The following is a 16,461-nucleotide window of genomic DNA, read 5'->3' as shown; positions in this document are numbered from 1 at the left end:
GCGTAGTTCCACCCGCCGGTGGGTCGACCGTCGCGCCGGGAAGACGAAAAGCATACAAATCGTGCCACTGTGGGCGGCGAGCCCGGACCGGCGACGGCCGGGACCGCCGGACCGACCGACCCGCAGGAGGCAGCGATGCGCCGGGCCTCACGCGTCACCGCGGCCGCCCTCCTGGTGGCCGCCTCCGGCCTGGCCGCCGGCTGCGGCAGCGGGGGGCAGGACCCGAGCGTCGTCCGCGCCTCCTGGGGCGACCCGCAGAACCCGCTGGAGCCCGCCAACACCACCGAGGTGCAGGGCGGCAAGGTCCTCGACATGGTCTTCCGGGGGCTGATGCGCTACAACCCGAAGACGGCCGTGGCCGAGCCCATGATGGCCCGTTCCATCCGGACGACCGACTCCACGCACTTCACCGTCCGCCTCAAGCCCGGCTGGACCTTCAGCAACGGCGAGAAGGTCACCGCCCACTCCTACGTCGACGCCTGGAACTACGGCGCCGCCACCCGCAACCGCCAGCAGGGCGCGCCCTTCTTCTCCTACATCGACGGCTACGACCGGGTGCACCCCGCCGAGGAGGGCGCCAGGCCCACCGCCACCAGGATGCGGGGGCTGCACGTCAAGGACGACCTGACCTTCACCGTCACCCTCAACCAGAAGTTCGGCCTGTGGCCGAACACCCTGGGCTACACCGCCTTCATGCCGCTGCCCCGCGCCTTCTTCACCGACCACGCGGCCTGGCTGCGCAGACCCGTCGGCAACGGGCCCTACCGCATCGAGTCCTACGCCCGGGGCGCGCTGATGAAGCTGCGGACCTGGAAGGACTACCCCGGGCCCGACCCGGCCCGCAACGGCGGCGTCGACCTCCAGGTCTACACCGACACCGACACCGCCTACACCGACCTGCTCGCCGGCAACCTCGACGTCGTCGACGACGTCCCCGCCACCCAGCTCAAGTTCGTGGCCAAGGACCTGGGCGGCCGTTACATCAACCAGCCCGCCGGGGTGCTCCAGACCGTCGCCTTCCCGCTCTACGACAAGAAGTGGGGCACCAAGGGCGCGGCCTCCGTGCGGCGCGGCCTGTCCAAGGCGATCGACCGGGCCGCCATCACCCGCCGCATCTTCCGCGACACCCGGACCCCCGCCACCGACTGGACCGCCCAGGCCCTCGGCCCGCGCAACGGCTACAAGGCGGGCCTGTGCGGTGACGCCTGCCGGTACGACCCGGCGGCGGCCCGGGAGCTGGTCGCCAAGGGCGGCGGCATCCCCGGCGGGCGGTTCACCATCACCTACAACGCCGACGTCGGCTCCCACAAGCTCTGGGTCGACGCGCTCTGCAACAGCATCAACAAGTCCCTGCGCCACCACGTCTGCGACGGCTCGCCCGTCGGCACCCTGGCCGACTTCCGCTCCCGCATCACCCGCCGGAAGATGACCGGCCCCTTCCGCACCGCCTGGCAGATGGACTACCCGCTGGCGCAGTCCTTCCTGCAGAGCGTCTTCACCACCGGCGCCTCGGCCAACGAGTCCGGCTGGAGCAGCAAGGGCTTCGACGCCGCCGTGAACAAGGCCAACTCACAGGCCCAGGAGGACCGCGTCAACGCCACCTACCAGGCCGCCGAACAGCTCCTCGTCAAGGACATGCCGTCCATCCCCCTCTGGTACCAGAACGGCATCGGCGGCTACTCCGACCGCGTCGAGCACGTCGCGCTGAACCCCTTCAGCGTCCCGGTCTACACCGACATCAGCGTCAAGAAGGACTGAGGCGAGCCAAGCCATGGGACGTTACGTGATCCGGCGGCTGCTCCAGATGGTCCCGGTCTTCCTCGGTGCCACGCTGCTGCTCTTCGTGATGGTCTACGCCCTCGGCGACCCGGTGGCCGCCCTCTCCGGCGACCGGGCCCCCGACCCCGCCACCGCCGCTCAGATCCGCCGCGAGCTCTACCTCGACCACCCCCTGTGGCAGCAGTACCTGCACTACATGGGCCAGATCCTCAGCGGCGACTTCGGCACCGCCTTCGACGGGCAGCCGGTGCTCGGCAAGATGGCCACGGCCTTCCCCGTCACGCTGCGCCTCACCCTCGTCGCCATCGCCTTCGAGGTGGTCCTCGGCGTGACCCTCGGCCTTCTCGGCGGACTGCGGCGGGGCCGCGCCCTGGACAGCACCACCCTGGTCATGACGCTGCTCGTCGTCTCCGTCCCCACCTTCGTCAGCGGCTACCTGCTCCAGTTCCTGCTCGGCGTGAAGTGGGGGCTGGTGCGCCCCGCCGTGACGCCCGGCGCACCCCTGGACGAGTTGCTGCTGCCCGGCGCGGTACTGGCGCTGGTCTCGCTCGCCTACGTCACCCGCCTCACCCGCACCTCGGTCGCCGAGAACGTCCGCGCCGACTACGTCCGCACTGCCGTGGCCAAGGGGGTACCGCGGCGGCGCCTGGTCCTGCGGCACGTGCTGCGCAACTCCCTCATCCCCGTCGTCACCTTCGTCGGCGCGGACATCGGGACGCTGATGGGCGGCGCCGTGGTCACCGAACGCATCTTCAACGTGCACGGCGTCGGCTACGAGCTCTACCAGGGCATCGTCCGCCAGAACTCGCCCACCGTCGTCGGCTTCGTCACGGTGCTCGTCATCGTCTTCCTGCTGGCCGGCCTGTTCGTCGACCTCCTGTACGCCGTGCTCGACCCGAGGATCCGCTATGTCTGACGAGGTGTTCGACCCCGGCACCGCCCCCGAGGGCGACGAGCCCGGCGCGCCCGGCGCCGGGCCGGGCGGCCCCGGCACCGCGCCGTTCGCACCCCCGGGGCACCGCGGCCCGGAAGCCGCAGGCCCCGGCCGGCCCGGCACCACGCCCGCACCCCCGCCACCCGAAGGGCCCGGACCCGTCGGCGCACCCGAGGGCGGCGAGGTGCGGGGCCGCAACCGGAGCCTGTGGTCCGACGCCTGGCACGACCTGCGGCGCAACCCCGTCTTCCTGGTCTCCGCCGCCCTCATCGTCTTCTTCGTCCTGCTCGCGATCCGGCCCACCCTGCTGACCGGCACCGACCCCCTGGACTGCGACATCGCCCTCAGCCAGGAGGGCCCCCGCGCCGGCCACCCCTTCGGCTTCGACACGCAGGGGTGCGACGTGTTCGCCCGCACCGTCCACGGCGCGCGGGCCTCCGTCACCGTCGGCGTGTGCGCGACCGCCGGCGCCGCCCTGCTCGGCAGCGTCCTCGGCGGCCTCGCGGGCTTCTTCGGCGGCTGGTGGGACGCGATCCTCAGCCGCGTCGCCGACGTCTTCTTCGCCCTGCCCATGCTGCTGGGCGGACTGGTCTTCCTCTCCGTGGTCCCCTCCGGATCGGTGTGGCCCGTCGTCGCCTTCATCGTGCTGCTGGGCTGGCCGCAGATCGCCCGCATCGCCCGCGGCTCGGTGCTCACCGTCAAGGAGGCCGACTACGTGCAGGCCGCCCGCGCCCTGGGCGCCTCCCCGGCCCGCGTCCTGCTCCGCCACATCGCGCCCAACGCCGTCGCCCCCGTCATCGTCGTCGCCACCATCGCGCTGGGCACCTACATCTCCCTGGAGGCGACGCTCTCCTTCCTCGGCGTCGGCCTCAAACCCCCCACCGTCTCCTGGGGCATCGACATCTCCGACGCCTCCCGGCAGATCCGCAACGCCCCCCACATGCTGCTCTGGCCGGCCGGCGCCCTCAGCCTGACCGTCCTCGCCTTCATCATGCTGGGCGACGCGGTCCGCGACGCCCTCGACCCGAAGCTCCGCTGAGGAGAGAGCACGCCATGACGACCTTCACCACCCTCCCCGAGGCCCCCCGCGGCGGGCCCGGACCGCTGCCCTTCCGCGACCCCGGCGACCACGAACCCCTGCTGGAACTTCGGGAACTGAGCGTGGAGTTCCGCACCCGGGACGGCGTGGCCCGCGCGGTCGACGGCGTCAGCTACGCGGTGCGCTCCGGGCAGACCCTCGCGGTGCTCGGCGAGTCCGGGTCCGGCAAGTCCGTCACCGCCCACGCCGTCATGGGCATCCTCGACACCCCGCCGGCCCACGTCACCGGCGGCCAGGTCCTCTTCCGCGGCCGGGACCTGCTCACCCTGCCCGCGGAGGAGCGGCGGCGGGTCCGCGGCGCGCAGCTCGCGATGATCTTCCAGGACGCGCTGTCCGCCCTGAACCCCGTCCTGTCGGTGGGCGCCCAGCTCGGCGAGATGTTCGAGGTGCACTACGGCGTCTCCCGCAAGGAGGCCCGGGCCCGCGCCGTCGCCCTGATGGACCGGGTCCGCATCCCCGGAGCCCGTGCCCGGGTGGGCGACTACCCCCACCAGTTCTCCGGCGGCATGCGCCAACGCATCATGATCGCCATGGCGCTGGCGCTCCAGCCCGCCCTGGTCATCGCCGACGAGCCGACCACCGCCCTCGACGTCACCGTCCAGGCCCAGGTCATGGACCTCCTCGACGAGCTGCGCCGCGAGTACACCATGGGCCTGGTCCTCATCACCCACGATCTCGGGGTGGTCGCCGACGTGGCCGACACCATCGCCGTGATGTACGCCGGACGCATCGTCGAGACCGCCCCCGTCCGCGAGCTGTACCGCGCACCCGCCCACCCCTACACCCGTGGCCTCCTCCAGTCCGTGCCCCGCCTGGACCGCAAGGGCCACGAACTGCCCGCCATCAAGGGCCTGCCGCCCAACCTCACCGCCGTGCCCGCCGGCTGCCCCTTCCACCCCCGCTGCCCCGTCGCCCGCGACATCTGCCGCACCGACCGGCCCCCGCTCCACCGCGTCGACGACGACCGGACCAGCGCCTGCCACTTCTGGGAGGAGACCCGCGATGGCCGGTGAGGCACAGACGCCCTGGGAGGACGGGGGCGGCGGCGCCGTCTCCGCCCCCGAACCCGGCGGCACGGCAGCCGCCGGGGAACCGCCCGTGCTGGAGGTCCGCGACCTGGCGGTGCACTACCCGGTCACCCGCGGCGTCCTGGTGCGGCGGCAGGTCGGCGCGGTGCACGCCGTCGACGGCGTCTCCTTCGCGCTGCGCCGCGGCGAGACCCTCGGCATCGTCGGCGAGTCCGGCTGCGGCAAGTCCACCGTCGCCCGCGCCCTGGTCGGACTCACCCGCCCCACCGCCGGCACCGTCCACCACGCCGGAGCCGACATCACCCGCCTGTCCGGCCACGCCCTGAAAGCGGTGCGCCGCAACATCCAGATGGTCTTCCAGGACCCCTACACCTCCCTCAACCCCCGCATGACGGTGGGCGACATCGTCGCCGAGCCCTTCGCCGTCCACCCGGGCGCCGTGCCCCGCAGCGAGCGCCGCACCCGGGTCCGCGAACTCCTGCGCACCGTCGGCCTCGACCCCGACTACGCCGACCGCTACCCCCACCAGTTCTCCGGCGGCCAGCGCCAACGCGTCGGCATCGCCCGGGCCCTGGCACTGCGCCCCGAGGTCATCGTCGCCGACGAGCCCGTCTCCGCCCTCGACGTCTCCGTGCAGGCGCAGGTCGTCAACCTCATGGCCCGCCTCCAGCGGGAGTTCGGGCTGGCCTACGTCTTCATCGCCCACGACCTGTCGGTGGTCCGCCACCTCTCCGACCGGGTCGCGGTGATGTACCTCGGCCGCATCGTGGAGACCGGCACCGAGGAGCAGATCTACGAGCACCCCACCCACCCCTACACCCAGGCGCTGCTCTCCGCCGTCCCCGTGCCCGACCCGGCCTCCCGCGGCGGCCGGGAACGCATCCTGCTCGACGGCGACGTGCCCTCACCCGTCGACCCGCCCTCCGGCTGCCGCTTCCGCACCCGCTGCTGGAAGGCGCGCGAGGTCTGCGCGACCACGACCCCGCCCTTGGCGGTCCCCCAGGCCTTCGCCGGCCACGGCGGGCCGCTGCACCACCCCTCGGCCTGCCACTTCGCGGCCGAGCGGACCGGGCCGGAGCTGGACTGAACCACTCCACTTCCGGTCAAACCCTGGCCGGACCATGGGGGTTGGCGCCCAACTGCGTGGCCTCGTCACCTAACATGCCTCCGGCCGGCTCCTCGCACACGTGCGCGGGGAGAGCCGGTCGCGTTCCGCAACCGACCGCGGGCCGCGCCCGTCCCCCCACCACCGCAGGGAGCATCCGCCATGACCGAGCCGCGCGGCGGCGTCACCCGCTCCGGCGAGACGGCGAGCGGGGCGACGGGGCTGCACCCGGCCGGGCTCTACGACGTCCTGCTGGGCGGCACGCACCACTACGAGGCGGACCGGGTCGCCGCCACCGCGGCCCTCGCCGCCAACCCCCGCGGCTACCTCGACATCCGTCACAACCGCGACTTCGTGCGGCGGGCCGTGCAGACGCTGGTGACCGGGGCGGGGGTGCGCCAGTTCCTCGACGTGGGCACCGGCCTGCCCACCCAGGACCACGTCCACCAGGTCGCACAGCGGGCCGCCCCCGAGGCCCGCGTGGTCTACGTCGACCACGACCCCGTCGTCCTCACCCAGGCACGGGTGCTGCTGGCCGGCGACCCGCGCGGCGCCACCGACTACGTCGACGCCGACCTGCGCGACCCCGCGGCCGTCCTGGCCGCGGCCCGCCGCACCCTCGACTTCAACCGGCCGGTGGCGCTGGTGCTCGCCGCCATCCTCCACTTCCTGCCCGACCTCCAGGCCCAGGAGGCCGTCCGCACCCTGGTGGACGCCCTCCCGGCCGGCAGCCACCTGGTCCTCAGCCACCTCACCGCCGACGTCAACCCCGGGCCCATGGGGCAGGTGGCGGCGATCTACCGGTCCAGCGGCTTCCCGTTCTGGCTGCGCCCCCGCACGGCGGTCGAGCGCTTCGTCACCGACAACGGCCTGATCCCGCTGGCGCCCGGCACCGTCCCCGCCCACCACTGGCGCCCCGACGGCGCCACCCGGCGGCCGCCCTGCCCCGACGCCCGGCGCCGGACCGCACTGGACGCGGTGGAGCGGACCCGCTACGCGGACATCAACGACGTCACCGACGCCGACATCAACGTGTACGCGGTGGTGGGCCGCAAGACCTGAAGGCCCCTTGCGGCACCGGACCGGGCGGCCCGGCGGCCCGCCTACTCCTGCCCGCGTTCCGCCTCGGCGGCCGCCAGCGCCGGATCGAGCACCACGTCCCGCTCGCGGGCGGTGACGGTGGGCTCCTCCGGGAAGTGGCAGGCCGTCAGGTGGCCCGCACGGTTGCCGGGGGTCTGGGCCAGCGCCGGGACCTCCTCGGCGCACTTGTCCCGGGCCTTCCAGCACCGGGTGCGGAAGCGGCAGCCCGACGGTGGGTCCACGGGGGAGGGGACGTCCCCGGCGAGCCGGATGCGCTCCCGGGGCCCGGTGCCCTCCCCGCCGGCCGGCCGCACCTCCGGGACGGCCGAGAGCAGTGCGTGCGTGTACGGGTGGCGGGGCCGCTCGTAGACGTCCTCGCGGTCCCCCACCTCCACGATGCGGCCCAGGTACATCACCGCCACCCGGCGGCTGAAGTGCCGCACCACCGCCAGGTCGTGGGCGATGAAGAGGAAGGCGATGCCGAGTTCGTCCCTCAGCCGCCGCAGCAGGTTGACCACCTGCGCCTGGATGGACACGTCGAGGGCGGACACCGGCTCGTCCGCCACGATCAGCCTCGGCTCCAGCGCCAGGGCCCGGGCGATGCCGATGCGCTGGCGCTGGCCGCCGGAGAACTCGTGGGGGAAGCGGTTGTAGTGCTCGGGGTTGAGGCCGACCGTCTCCAGGAGTTCGCGCACCCGGCGCTCCCGGCCGCCGGGCGGGTCGATGCCGTTGACCTCCATCGGCCCGCCGACGATCGTGCCGACCGTCTGCCGCGGGTTGAGCGAGGAGTAGGGGTCCTGGAAGATCATCTGGATCTCGGAGCGGACCGGCGCCAGCTCCCGGCGGCTCGCGTGGGTGATGTCCCGCCCGGCGTAGGTGATCCGCCCGCCGCTCGGCTCCAGCAGCCGGGTCAGCAGCCGGCCCGTCGTGGACTTGCCGCACCCCGACTCGCCGACCAGGCCGAAGCTCTCACCGGCGTGCACGGTCAGGTCCACCCCGTCCACCGCCCGCACCGCGCCCACCTGGCGGCGGAAGGGGAAGCCGCCCAGCACCGGGAAGTGCTTGGTGAGGTTCTCGGCGACGAGGAGGGGCTCGCCGAGCGGGGCGTCACCGCCGCGCACCCCGTCGGCGGGGCGGGGCGTGGTGGGCGGCGCGCCGGCCGGACCGCCTGCGGCCCGGGCGCCGGCGGCCCCGTCACGGGGGGAGGGCAGCTCGGTCTTCTCAGCCATGGTCGTCGTGCTCCCTATACCAGCCGCGGTTCGATCTGTTCGGTGAAGAGCGCCTGCCGGTCCTCCGCCGCCAGGTGGCAGGCCGCTCCCCGGCCCGGGGGCAGCGCGGGGCGCCGGGTCGCGCAGCGGTCACCGCCCACCACCTCGGTGAAGGCGCAGCGCGGGTGGAAGGGGCAGCCCGGCGGCGGGGCGAGGAGGCTCGGAGGCGAGCCGGGGACCGGTACCAGCGGCTCGTCGGTGCGCGCGGACAGCCGCGGCACCGAGCTGAGCAGCCCCCAGGTGTAGGGGTGCTGGGGCCGGTGGAGGACCTCGTCCACCGGGCCGCGCTCCACCGCCCGACCTGCGTACATCACCAGCAGCTCGTCGGCGTGGTGGGCCACCACCCCCAGGTCGTGGGTGACCAGGATGATGGCGGAGCCGAACTCCTGCTGGAGGCCGGAGAGCAGGTCGAGGATCTGGGCCTGCACCGTCACGTCCAGCGCGGTGGTCGGCTCGTCGGCGATGAGCAGCGCGGGGTCGCACACCAGGGCCATCGCGATCACGGCGCGCTGCCGCATGCCGCCGGAGAACTGGTGCGGGTAGTCGTCCACCCGGCGGCGGGGCTGCGGGATGCCGACCTTGCCCAGCATCTCCACGGCCCGCTCCCGGGCCGCGCGCCGGCTCGCACCGGTGTGCTTCCGGTACGGCTCGGCGATCTGCCGGCCCACCGTGTGGTACGGCGAGAGGGCGGTCAGCGGGTCCTGGAAGATCATCGCCATGGTGTTGCCGCGCAGCCGTTGCAGAGTGCGTTCGGACGCCCCGACGATCTCCGTGCCGTCCACGGTGATCCGGCCGCTGATCTCGGTGGCGGCCCGGTTGTGCAGGCCCAGCACCGCCAGGTTGGTCACGGACTTGCCGGACCCGGACTCCCCGACGATGCCGAGGGTCCGCCCCCGCTCCAGGCGGAAGGAGAGGTCGTCGACGGCTTTGACCACACCGTCCTCGGTGCGGAAGCGCACGTGCAGGTCGCGCACCGAGAGGAAGGGGGCCGGCGCGCCCTCGGGCTTGGGAGTGGTGGACACGTGGGGAGGACTCCTAGGACAGACGGACGCGCGGGTCGATGACCGCGTACGCGGCGTCCACGACGATGTTGAAGACGACGATGAAGAAGGCGGAGAAGAGCATCACGCCCATCACCGTCGGCAGGTCCACCTGGGCCACCGAGTCGACCGCGAGGCGGCCCAGCCCCGGCAGGGCGAAGGTCTTCTCGGTGATCATCGCGCCGCCGAAGAGCGAGCCGAGGTCGATACCGAAGATGGTGACGATGGGGATGAGCGAACCGCGCCAGGCGTAGCGGAAGAACACCGTCGCCCGGGACATGCCCTTGGCCCGCGCGGTGCGCACGTGGTCCTCGGCGAGCTGCTCCACCAGGGCGGAGCGCGCCATGCGGGTGTACTGGGCGGTGAAGATGATCGACAGCACGCACCAGGGGATGATCAGCCCGGTGAACCAGTGCAGCGGGTTCTGTGTGAAGGGCACGTAGGCCGGCTGGTCGAAGAGGTCGGTGTTGTACACCAGCAGCGCCAGCACGATCGGGCCGACGAAGTAGATCTGCATCGAGCCGAGCACCAGCGACAGCGAGCTGAACACCTTGTCGACCAGTTTGCCCTGCTGCCAGGCGGCGATCATCCCGGTGCCCAGGCCCACCGTCAGGAAGACCGCCGCCCCGCCCAGCGCGAGCGAGAGCGTCACGGGGAACCGGTCCACCAGGGTGTTCCAGACGGGGACGCCGTCGGAGAAGGAGTAGCCGAAGCAGGGCGCCGGGCAGGGGCCGAGCGAGAACTGGCGCCCGACGAAGATCCCCTTCATGAACTCCCAGTACTGGACGGGGACCGGCCGGTCCAGGCCCAGGTTGTGGTGGATCAGCGCCAGCGACTGCGCGTTGCAGTGGCTGCCGCACGCCGTCAGGGCGGGGTCGCGGGGTGCGGCGAAGAACAGGAAGAAGGTGAACGCGCTGATGAGTACCAGGATCACCAGCGCGCCGAGGGACCGGCGGAAGAGGAATCGCAGCATGACGGGTCGCAGCTCTCGTGGGGCACGGGGGCGGTGGTGGCGGGGCCCGGGCGGCACCGGCGGCCCGGGCCCCGCCGGCGGCGCGGGGACGCCGGTGGCCGGCGCGCCCGACGGGGTGCGCCGGAGACGGGAGGCGGGCGCGGCACCGGTGGCGGGCGCCGCGGACCGCGCCCGCCGGCGGCTACTGCTTGACGTACAGCCTGGTCGGGTCGACCCCGCTCAGGATGTCGTCGGCGACGACCCCGCCCACCTTGGAGCCGGCCACCTGCACGTACTTGTAGTAGAGGGTGGGGAGCTGCGGCAGGTCGTCCTTGAGGATGCGCTCACTGAGCGCGAACCACTCGTCGGCGGCCTTCCTGGTGTCGGTGATCTGGGAGATCCGGTCGATCTCCTTGTTCACCGCGGGGTTGTCGTAGTGCGAGTAGTTGGGCGCGCCCTCGGCGATGAGGCGGCCGTCCAGGGTCGGCGGGATGACCGAGAAGGCGCTCGGCCAGTCGCTGCTCCAGGAGGTCGGGAAGATGTCGTAGGGGTTCTTCAGGTTGCCGATGGTCTTGTAGTAGCTGTCCGCGGAGATGGTGACGTTCTGGACGTCGAAGCCCGCCTTGTGGAGGTTGTCGGCGACGGCCACGGCGAAGTTCTGCGACTCCTCGTCGTCGCGGTGGGCGAAGGTCAGCTTCATGCCGGACTTGCCGGCCGCCTTGAGGATCTTCTTGGCCTTCGCCACGTCGCCCTGCGGCTTCTTCAGCTTCCCGTACGGGTCGATGTCCTTGTAGCCGGAGAGGGTGGGGCCGATGTAGCCGCCCGCGAGTTCACCGCCGCCCGGGGTCCCGTAGGCGTCCACGATCGACTGGACGGGCAGGGCGTAGGCGATCGCCTCACGGATGCGCTTGTCCTTCAGGCGGGACATGTTGAAGACCATGTTGCCCACGTACGGCTGGTAGCCGGAGATCGAGCGCTTCTTGACGTCCGGGTCGTCGGCGACCTTCTGCAGGTTGGCGGCGTCGACCTGGTTGGTGAAGCTGACCGCGGTCCGGTTCTGGTCGCTGTCGGAGATCAGACGCTGAGTGGAGACGGAGTACTCCACCCCCGACTGGACGTCGAAGGCGTCCACGTACTGGTGGCGGGTGGCGTCGGTCTTCGGGTCCCAGGCGGTGTTGCGGACCAGCCGGATGCCCTTGCCCTTCTGGTACGAGCCGGGGGCCACCTTGTAGGGGCCGGAGGACAGCGGCTTCTTGGCGTACTTCTCCCTGGTGTCCTTCGCCCCGTGCGGCACCACGCCGTACCCGCACATGGTCAGGGCGAACGGCAGGTCACCGACGGCCTTGTGGAAGTGGAAGACGACCGTCTTGCTGTCGGGGGTCTCCAGCACGGACTTCGGCAGGTGCTTGCCGTCGTAGCCGCCGCCCGGCAGCAGCTTGCGGAAGTCGGTCCCGCCGGCCAGCCACTGCTGGAGGTAGTTGGGGCCGTCGGTCATGAAGGGCGCGAAGAGCCGCTCCACGCTGTGGCGGATGTCCTGCGAGGTGATCGGCGAGCCGTCCTCGAACCTGATGCCGTCCTTGAGGTGGTACGTCCAGGTCTTCCCGCCGTCGGACATCTCGCCGCTGTCCGTCGCCAGGTCGCCGACGACCGTGTACTTGCCGTCCTCGTCGTGGCGGTAGGTGGTCAGCCGGCGGGTCAGCAGCGTCTCGACGGCCGACTCGTCCGGCGTCCAGATCTGCCCCGGGTCCAGGGTGTCGAAGTCGTCCCGCTGGTAGACGGTGAGCGTCCCGCCCTTGCGGGCACCGGATATCCCGGGCGCGGGCCCCTTGGAGACGTCCGCGCCGCCGAAGGATATGACCTGGGCCTGCTGGCGCTGGGCGTCCTTGCGGCCGTCGTCCGCCCCGCCGCCCTCCGGCTTGGCGCCGGCGCTGCACGCGGTGAGGACCAGGGCCCCCGCCGACAGCGCGAGGACCGAGGCGCGGACCCTGCCTGTACGCGATCTTCTCCACACGGTGTGCATGCACCTGCCTGTCGTTGTTCCGGTCGCCGGCCCGGGCGCGGCCGGCGGGCGGCCGGCTCGGGTCGACGCTGCTGTGGGTTCACGGGGGCCGGGGGCCGGCCCGGGCCGGGGGAGGGCCACCCGGCTAGCGGGCCTTCTTCGGGTCGAAGGCGTCGCGGACGGAGTCCCCGAGGAGGTTGAACGCGACGATGAACACCACCATCGAGACGCCGGGGAAGAACAGGTAGGTGATGTCCCGGTGGTAGTAGTCGGCGGCCTTGGCGAACATCCGCCCCCAGTCGGGGGTGGGCTCGACCAGGCCGACGCCCAGGAAGGAGAGACCGGCGATGCTCGTCACGAAGGACGGCAGCATGAACGTCGCCTGGACGAGGATCGGGGTGACCACGTTGGGCAGCAGCTCGCGGCGGATGATGCGGGCGGGCGAGGCACCCGAGATCCGTGCCGCCTCCACGAACTCCCGCTCCCGCAGGGAGAGCACCTGACCGCGCAGCAGCCGCGCCAGCGCCATCCAGCCCAGGAACCACATGACGACGATGAGGATGGTCGCCCGCAGCCAGGTGGGCATCTCGTCACCGGGCGCCACGAACGCCGCTCCCACCACCGGGACGAAGGCGACGAAGAACAGCTGCTGCGGAAAGGCCATCAGCAGGTCGATGAGGCGGCCGAGCAGGTAGTCGGTCCGGCCGCCGAAGTAGCCGGCGCTCACGCCCAGCACGATCGCGGTGAGGACGGAGAGGACGGTGATGGCCAGCGCCAGGAACAGGGTGGAGCGGATGCCGTAGACGAGCTGCATCAGCACGTCGCGGCCCAGCCCCGGCTCCAGCCCGAACCAGAACTGGCCGGAGACGCCGCCGTTGGCGCCGGCCGGGTAGCCGTTGTACAGCAGGCCCGGGGTGATCTGGCCGTAGCGGGTGTAGGGGTCCTTGCCGTAGACCGCGGAGATCAGCGGTGCCGCCAGCCCCACCAGGAAGAAGAAGAGGACCACGCAGGCGCTGACCACGCCGACCCGGTCCCGCCGGAAGCGCAGCCACATCAGCCGGCCGGGGGAGCGCCCGACCGGTTCACCGCCCGCGCCGCCGGTCTCGGCGCTCAGTCCGCCGGTACCCGGTTCCGGGGTCCCCGGCGGGGTGAGGGCGGCCTGGGACGGACTGGTCATCGCGAAGTCCCCCCGTGCCAGGTTCTCTTGAAACGGTCACGCCGTCGGTGACGTGCGTGGTTGTTGCGGACTTTCGCAAGACCCGCAACACCGAGTCAAGGGGATGGGGGCACCTGACCTGCGTCCGTCCGCTTCTTGAGGCAACAGTGGGCAGATCGACGCCCGGGCGTGCTTGACAGGGGCGGGGACGGCCCGGCATGGGCGCCCCCGCCCACGGTGCGCGACCGGACGGCTCGGCCCGGACGGGTGCACGGCGGGAGCCTTCGGGCCGTCGGTGGCCCGGATGCGGCTTAACGCGACGGCAACCCCCCTGTAGTGGCACCGATATGCGCGCGGTGGAGTCTTCTGGGTGTACGGCCGTGCGGGTGCCGTGGACCGGCCGGGGTGGCTCGCCGCCCCGGCCGGTCGCCGTGTGTGCCGGTGCGCTGCCGGTGTGGCGGTCCGGTGAGGGTCGCGTGCGGGGGCCGTGGTGGCCGGATCGGGCGGCGGAGGAGCCGGTGCCGCTCCGTCCCACGAGTGGGTGATGTGCGTCATGGGGCGTCCGGCGAGCATGCACGGCGCTGACCTGACGGAACGTCAACTGCAAGCCTTAGGCACCACGTTGCCGGGGCCGTGCGCCCCCTCTCTGCACCTGTGCACCCGACATATGCGCGTGAGCGGAAAGTTATGATCCCTACGGGGGCCGGTTTCCGGGGAGAGCTGCTTGTGGTGACCTCTGCGTGCGAGGGGTCGCCCTCGTTCGCGCTGCCCGGTGCGCCCCGGTGTCCCACAACATCCGAGTGCGTCCCGACTGAGCGTATGTGGAGGTGAGCCGCCGTGGCACTCTCGATTTCGGCGGTGGTGCTGCTGGCGATCATCGTCTTCCTGATGGTCAAGAAGGCCGGACTGAAGACCGGGCACGCACTGGTCTGCGTGCTCCTCGGCTTCTACCTCGCCAGCTCGTCCATCGCGCCGACCATCAAGCAGCTCACGTCGAACGTGGCGGGGATGATCGGCGGCATCAAGTTCTGAGCGTCCCGCGCACCCCGCCGCCCGGCGAGCCCGGCGCCGCCCGTCCCGGCAGCCCGGCGGGCAGCGGGTGGGCGGGGCCGCCCCGGCGCCCCTCCCCGGCTGAGGGCTGAAGGGGCCGGCGGAAGGCCGTGGGTCCGGCCGTCCGGCGTGCCCGGCCCCCGGCCGTCTCGACGGCGGCCGGCGCGGGCCCCCGGGCCCGGGAGGACACGGCACTGGTGCGACCGGACGGCGACCGGGCCGTCCCCGGTACACCCGGCGGGCCGGAGGCCGCCGCCTCGTAGGCTGGACCCATGACCGACCTCCCCAGCCGCCGTCTGCTCCTGGTGCACGCGCACCCGGACGACGAGTCGATCAACAACGGCGCGACCATGGCCCGGTACGCCGCCGAGGGCGCCCACGTCACCCTGGTGACCTGCACCCGCGGCGAGGAGGGCGAGGTGATCCCGCCCGGGCTGGCCCACCTGACCGCCGACCGCGAGGACACGCTCGGCGAGCACCGCGTCGGCGAACTCGCCGCGGCGATGCGGGCCCTCGGCGTCCGCGACCACCGCTTCCTCGGCGGCGCCGGACGTTACCGGGACTCCGGCATGATGGGCGTGGCGAGCAACGAGCGGCCCGGGGCGTTCTGGCAGGCCGACCTCGACGAGGCCGCCGCCCACCTGGTGGCCGTCCTGCGCGAGGTCCGCCCCCAGGTGGTGGTGACCTACGACACCGAGGGCGGCTACGGCCACCCCGACCACATCCAGGCCCACCGGGTGGCGATGCGCGCCGTCGACCTCGCCGCCGACCCGTCCTTCCGCGCCGACCTGGGCCCCGCGCACCCGGTCGCCAAGGTCTACTGGAACCGGCTGCCCCGCTCGGTGGCCGAGGAGGGCTTCGCCCGGCTGCGGGCCACCGGACACGGGTTCCCGGGCGTGGCCGCGGTCGAGGACGTACCCGGCGTGGTGGACGACGACCTCGTCACCGCGGCGATCGACGGCGGCGAGGTGCACGCGCGGGCCAAGGCCGCCGCCATGCGGGAGCACGTCACGCAGATCTCGGTCGACGGCCCGTTCTTCGCGCTCTCCAACGACAAGGGCCAGCCCCTGTTCGCCACCGAGTACTACCAGTTGGTGCGCGGAACGCCGGCCGCCCCGCCCGGGGAGTGGGAGAGCGACCTGTTCGCCGGCGTGAGCGGTGACGAGGGCGGCGCCGGACGCGACGGGGAGGCGGCGTGAGCGCCGCGAAGGGGCCCCGCGAACCACGGCGCTCCGAGGACGGGACCGGCACGGCCCGCGAGGCCGGGCGGCGACAGCGGGCCGGCACCGGGCGTGCCGGAGCGAAGCCGGCACCACAGGCGGGCGCCCGGAGCGCCGCCCCGCACGGCGACGCGCGGGGCGCGTCGAAGGCCGCCGGGCGTGCGGACGGCACCCGCGCACGCCCCGGCTACCTGAACGCCCTGCTGGGCGTGGCGCTGTTGCTCCTGGGCGTGCTGGTGGCCGGGGCCGGCGCGCTGCTGCAGGCCGCCTGGTTCCCCGGCGGACTGGTGCTGGCGCTGGCCGCCACCGCCGGTGTGCTGCACGGTGGTGCCCGGCTGGTGCGCAGCACCTGGGGGGCGCTGGTGCCCGCGGCGGGCTGGCTGGTGGCGGTCATCAGCCTCGCCGGCGCCCGCCCCGAGGGCGACTTCCTGTTCGCCGCCGGTGCCGGCTCCTACCTCTTCCTGCTGGGCGGTATCGCCGTCGCTGTGATCTGCGCCACCACCGCGCACATGGCCTCGGCGGGCCCCCGGGCGTCCCGACTCGGCGGCTGACGTCGGCTGGTGACGCGACGGCGGACGGCGTGTCCGGTCCGCCGTCCGGGTCCCTTCTTCCGGGCGGAGGGTGCGCACCGGCGGTGGCAAGTATGGTGGTGGCGCCGCCGAGCCGCCCTGGGGCGCCTACCGGCCGCGGGCTGGGGGACCATCTCTGACGAGCGGCGGAGCCAATCCGGGAGATCCTGCTTTGAGTCGTA

At 72.9% G+C, this 16,461-nt stretch carries 14 protein-coding genes; 9 read left to right on the top strand and 5 right to left on the bottom strand.

What is annotated here, in order from left to right; translation table 11 throughout:
• Positions 1-135 precede the first annotated feature (135 nt).
• The 6 genes from ACFV3R_RS18510 (at position 136) to ACFV3R_RS18485 (ending at position 7,007) form a co-directional block, all read left to right on the top strand.
• Positions 136-1,758: an ABC transporter substrate-binding protein gene (locus ACFV3R_RS18510; protein WP_385583515.1), complete on the top strand. Its 1,623-nt coding sequence runs from the start codon at positions 136-138 to the stop codon at positions 1,756-1,758.
• A 13-nt stretch (positions 1,759-1,771) separates the two neighbouring features.
• Entirely contained in the window at positions 1,772-2,695 is a 924-nt protein-coding gene (locus ACFV3R_RS18505; RefSeq protein WP_385583512.1) for an ABC transporter permease, read from the top strand.
• A complete protein-coding gene (locus ACFV3R_RS18500; protein ID WP_385583509.1) occupies positions 2,688-3,752 on the top strand; it encodes an ABC transporter permease in 1,065 nt (354 codons plus the stop codon). Before ACFV3R_RS18505 ends, ACFV3R_RS18500 begins: the two co-directional genes overlap by 8 nt.
• A gap of 14 nt (positions 3,753-3,766) precedes the next feature.
• Positions 3,767-4,825 carry an ABC transporter ATP-binding protein gene (locus ACFV3R_RS18495; protein ID WP_385583505.1) on the top strand — a complete coding sequence of 353 codons (1,059 nt, stop codon included), beginning with the start codon at positions 3,767-3,769 and terminating at the stop codon, positions 4,823-4,825.
• Entirely contained in the window at positions 4,815-5,927 is a 1,113-nt protein-coding gene (locus ACFV3R_RS18490; protein ID WP_385583502.1) for an ABC transporter ATP-binding protein, read from the top strand. The genes ACFV3R_RS18495 and ACFV3R_RS18490 overlap by 11 nt, the downstream gene beginning before the upstream one ends.
• 180 nt (positions 5,928-6,107) lie before the next feature.
• Positions 6,108-7,007 (top strand): SAM-dependent methyltransferase, encoded by a 900-nt coding sequence (locus ACFV3R_RS18485; protein ID WP_385583499.1) that lies wholly within the window; start codon positions 6,108-6,110, stop codon positions 7,005-7,007.
• Between the two features lie 41 nt (positions 7,008-7,048).
• Here ACFV3R_RS18485 and ACFV3R_RS18480 read toward each other — a convergent pair whose 3' ends face one another.
• From ACFV3R_RS18480 to ACFV3R_RS18460, 5 genes are all read right to left on the bottom strand, one after another.
• Positions 7,049-8,254, bottom strand: a complete 1,206-nt coding sequence (locus ACFV3R_RS18480) for an ABC transporter ATP-binding protein (RefSeq protein ID WP_385583496.1) — start codon at positions 8,252-8,254, stop codon at positions 7,049-7,051.
• Between the two features lie 14 nt (positions 8,255-8,268).
• Positions 8,269-9,315 (bottom strand): ABC transporter ATP-binding protein, encoded by a 1,047-nt coding sequence (locus ACFV3R_RS18475; RefSeq protein WP_385583493.1) that lies wholly within the window; start codon positions 9,313-9,315, stop codon positions 8,269-8,271.
• Between the two features lie 13 nt (positions 9,316-9,328).
• Complete coding sequence (locus tag ACFV3R_RS18470) at positions 9,329-10,306, bottom strand: ABC transporter permease (RefSeq protein WP_385583489.1); 978 nt, start codon at positions 10,304-10,306, stop codon at positions 9,329-9,331.
• Positions 10,307-10,487: 181 nt separating this feature from the next.
• The gene (locus tag ACFV3R_RS18465) at positions 10,488-12,296 is read right to left on the bottom strand and encodes an ABC transporter substrate-binding protein (RefSeq protein ID WP_385583486.1); all 1,809 of its coding nucleotides are present in this window, start codon (positions 12,294-12,296) and stop codon (positions 10,488-10,490) included.
• 133 nt (positions 12,297-12,429) lie between these two features.
• On the bottom strand, positions 12,430-13,461 hold the full coding sequence (locus tag ACFV3R_RS18460; RefSeq protein WP_385583483.1) for an ABC transporter permease: 1,032 nt from the start codon (positions 13,459-13,461) through the stop codon (positions 12,430-12,432).
• An 816-nt stretch (positions 13,462-14,277) separates the two neighbouring features.
• Between ACFV3R_RS18460 and ACFV3R_RS18455 the strand changes: the two genes are divergently transcribed.
• From ACFV3R_RS18455 to ACFV3R_RS18445, 3 genes are all read left to right on the top strand, one after another.
• Positions 14,278-14,472 carry a hypothetical protein gene (locus ACFV3R_RS18455; protein WP_385583480.1) on the top strand — a complete coding sequence of 65 codons (195 nt, stop codon included), beginning with the start codon at positions 14,278-14,280 and terminating at the stop codon, positions 14,470-14,472.
• A 290-nt stretch (positions 14,473-14,762) separates the two neighbouring features.
• A complete protein-coding gene (gene mshB, locus ACFV3R_RS18450; protein WP_385583477.1) occupies positions 14,763-15,689 on the top strand; it encodes an N-acetyl-1-D-myo-inositol-2-amino-2-deoxy-alpha-D-glucopyranoside deacetylase in 927 nt (308 codons plus the stop codon).
• Positions 15,686-16,261: a DUF6113 family protein gene (locus tag ACFV3R_RS18445; protein WP_385583474.1), complete on the top strand. Its 576-nt coding sequence runs from the start codon at positions 15,686-15,688 to the stop codon at positions 16,259-16,261. Before mshB ends, ACFV3R_RS18445 begins: the two co-directional genes overlap by 4 nt.
• Positions 16,262-16,461: the final 200 nt, after the last annotated feature.

This window comes from Streptomyces sp. NPDC059740 (assembly GCF_042733155.1).
Lineage (GTDB): Bacteria > Actinomycetota > Actinomycetes > Streptomycetales > Streptomycetaceae > Streptomyces.
The sequence above is the reverse complement of the archived record's forward strand: the minus strand, read 5'-3'. Positions and strand labels throughout refer to the sequence as shown.

Excerpts from the sequence above, each read along its gene's own strand:
- ACFV3R_RS18510 (WP_385583515.1), top strand. The coding sequence starts at position 136 with ATGCGCCGGGCCTCACGCGTCACCGCGGCCGCCCTCCTGGTGGCCGCC.
- ACFV3R_RS18505 (WP_385583512.1), top strand. The coding sequence starts at position 1,772 with ATGGGACGTTACGTGATCCGGCGGCTGCTCCAGATGGTCCCGGTCTTC.
- ACFV3R_RS18500 (WP_385583509.1), top strand. The coding sequence starts at position 2,688 with ATGTCTGACGAGGTGTTCGACCCCGGCACCGCCCCCGAGGGCGACGAG.
- ACFV3R_RS18495 (WP_385583505.1), top strand. The coding sequence starts at position 3,767 with ATGACGACCTTCACCACCCTCCCCGAGGCCCCCCGCGGCGGGCCCGGA.
- ACFV3R_RS18490 (WP_385583502.1), top strand. The coding sequence starts at position 4,815 with ATGGCCGGTGAGGCACAGACGCCCTGGGAGGACGGGGGCGGCGGCGCC.
- ACFV3R_RS18485 (WP_385583499.1), top strand. The coding sequence starts at position 6,108 with ATGACCGAGCCGCGCGGCGGCGTCACCCGCTCCGGCGAGACGGCGAGC.
- ACFV3R_RS18480 (WP_385583496.1), bottom strand. The coding sequence starts at position 8,254 with ATGGCTGAGAAGACCGAGCTGCCCTCCCCCCGTGACGGGGCCGCCGGC.
- ACFV3R_RS18470 (WP_385583489.1), bottom strand. The coding sequence starts at position 10,306 with ATGCTGCGATTCCTCTTCCGCCGGTCCCTCGGCGCGCTGGTGATCCTG.
- ACFV3R_RS18460 (WP_385583483.1), bottom strand. The coding sequence starts at position 13,461 with ATGACCAGTCCGTCCCAGGCCGCCCTCACCCCGCCGGGGACCCCGGAA.
- mshB (WP_385583477.1), top strand. The coding sequence starts at position 14,763 with ATGACCGACCTCCCCAGCCGCCGTCTGCTCCTGGTGCACGCGCACCCG.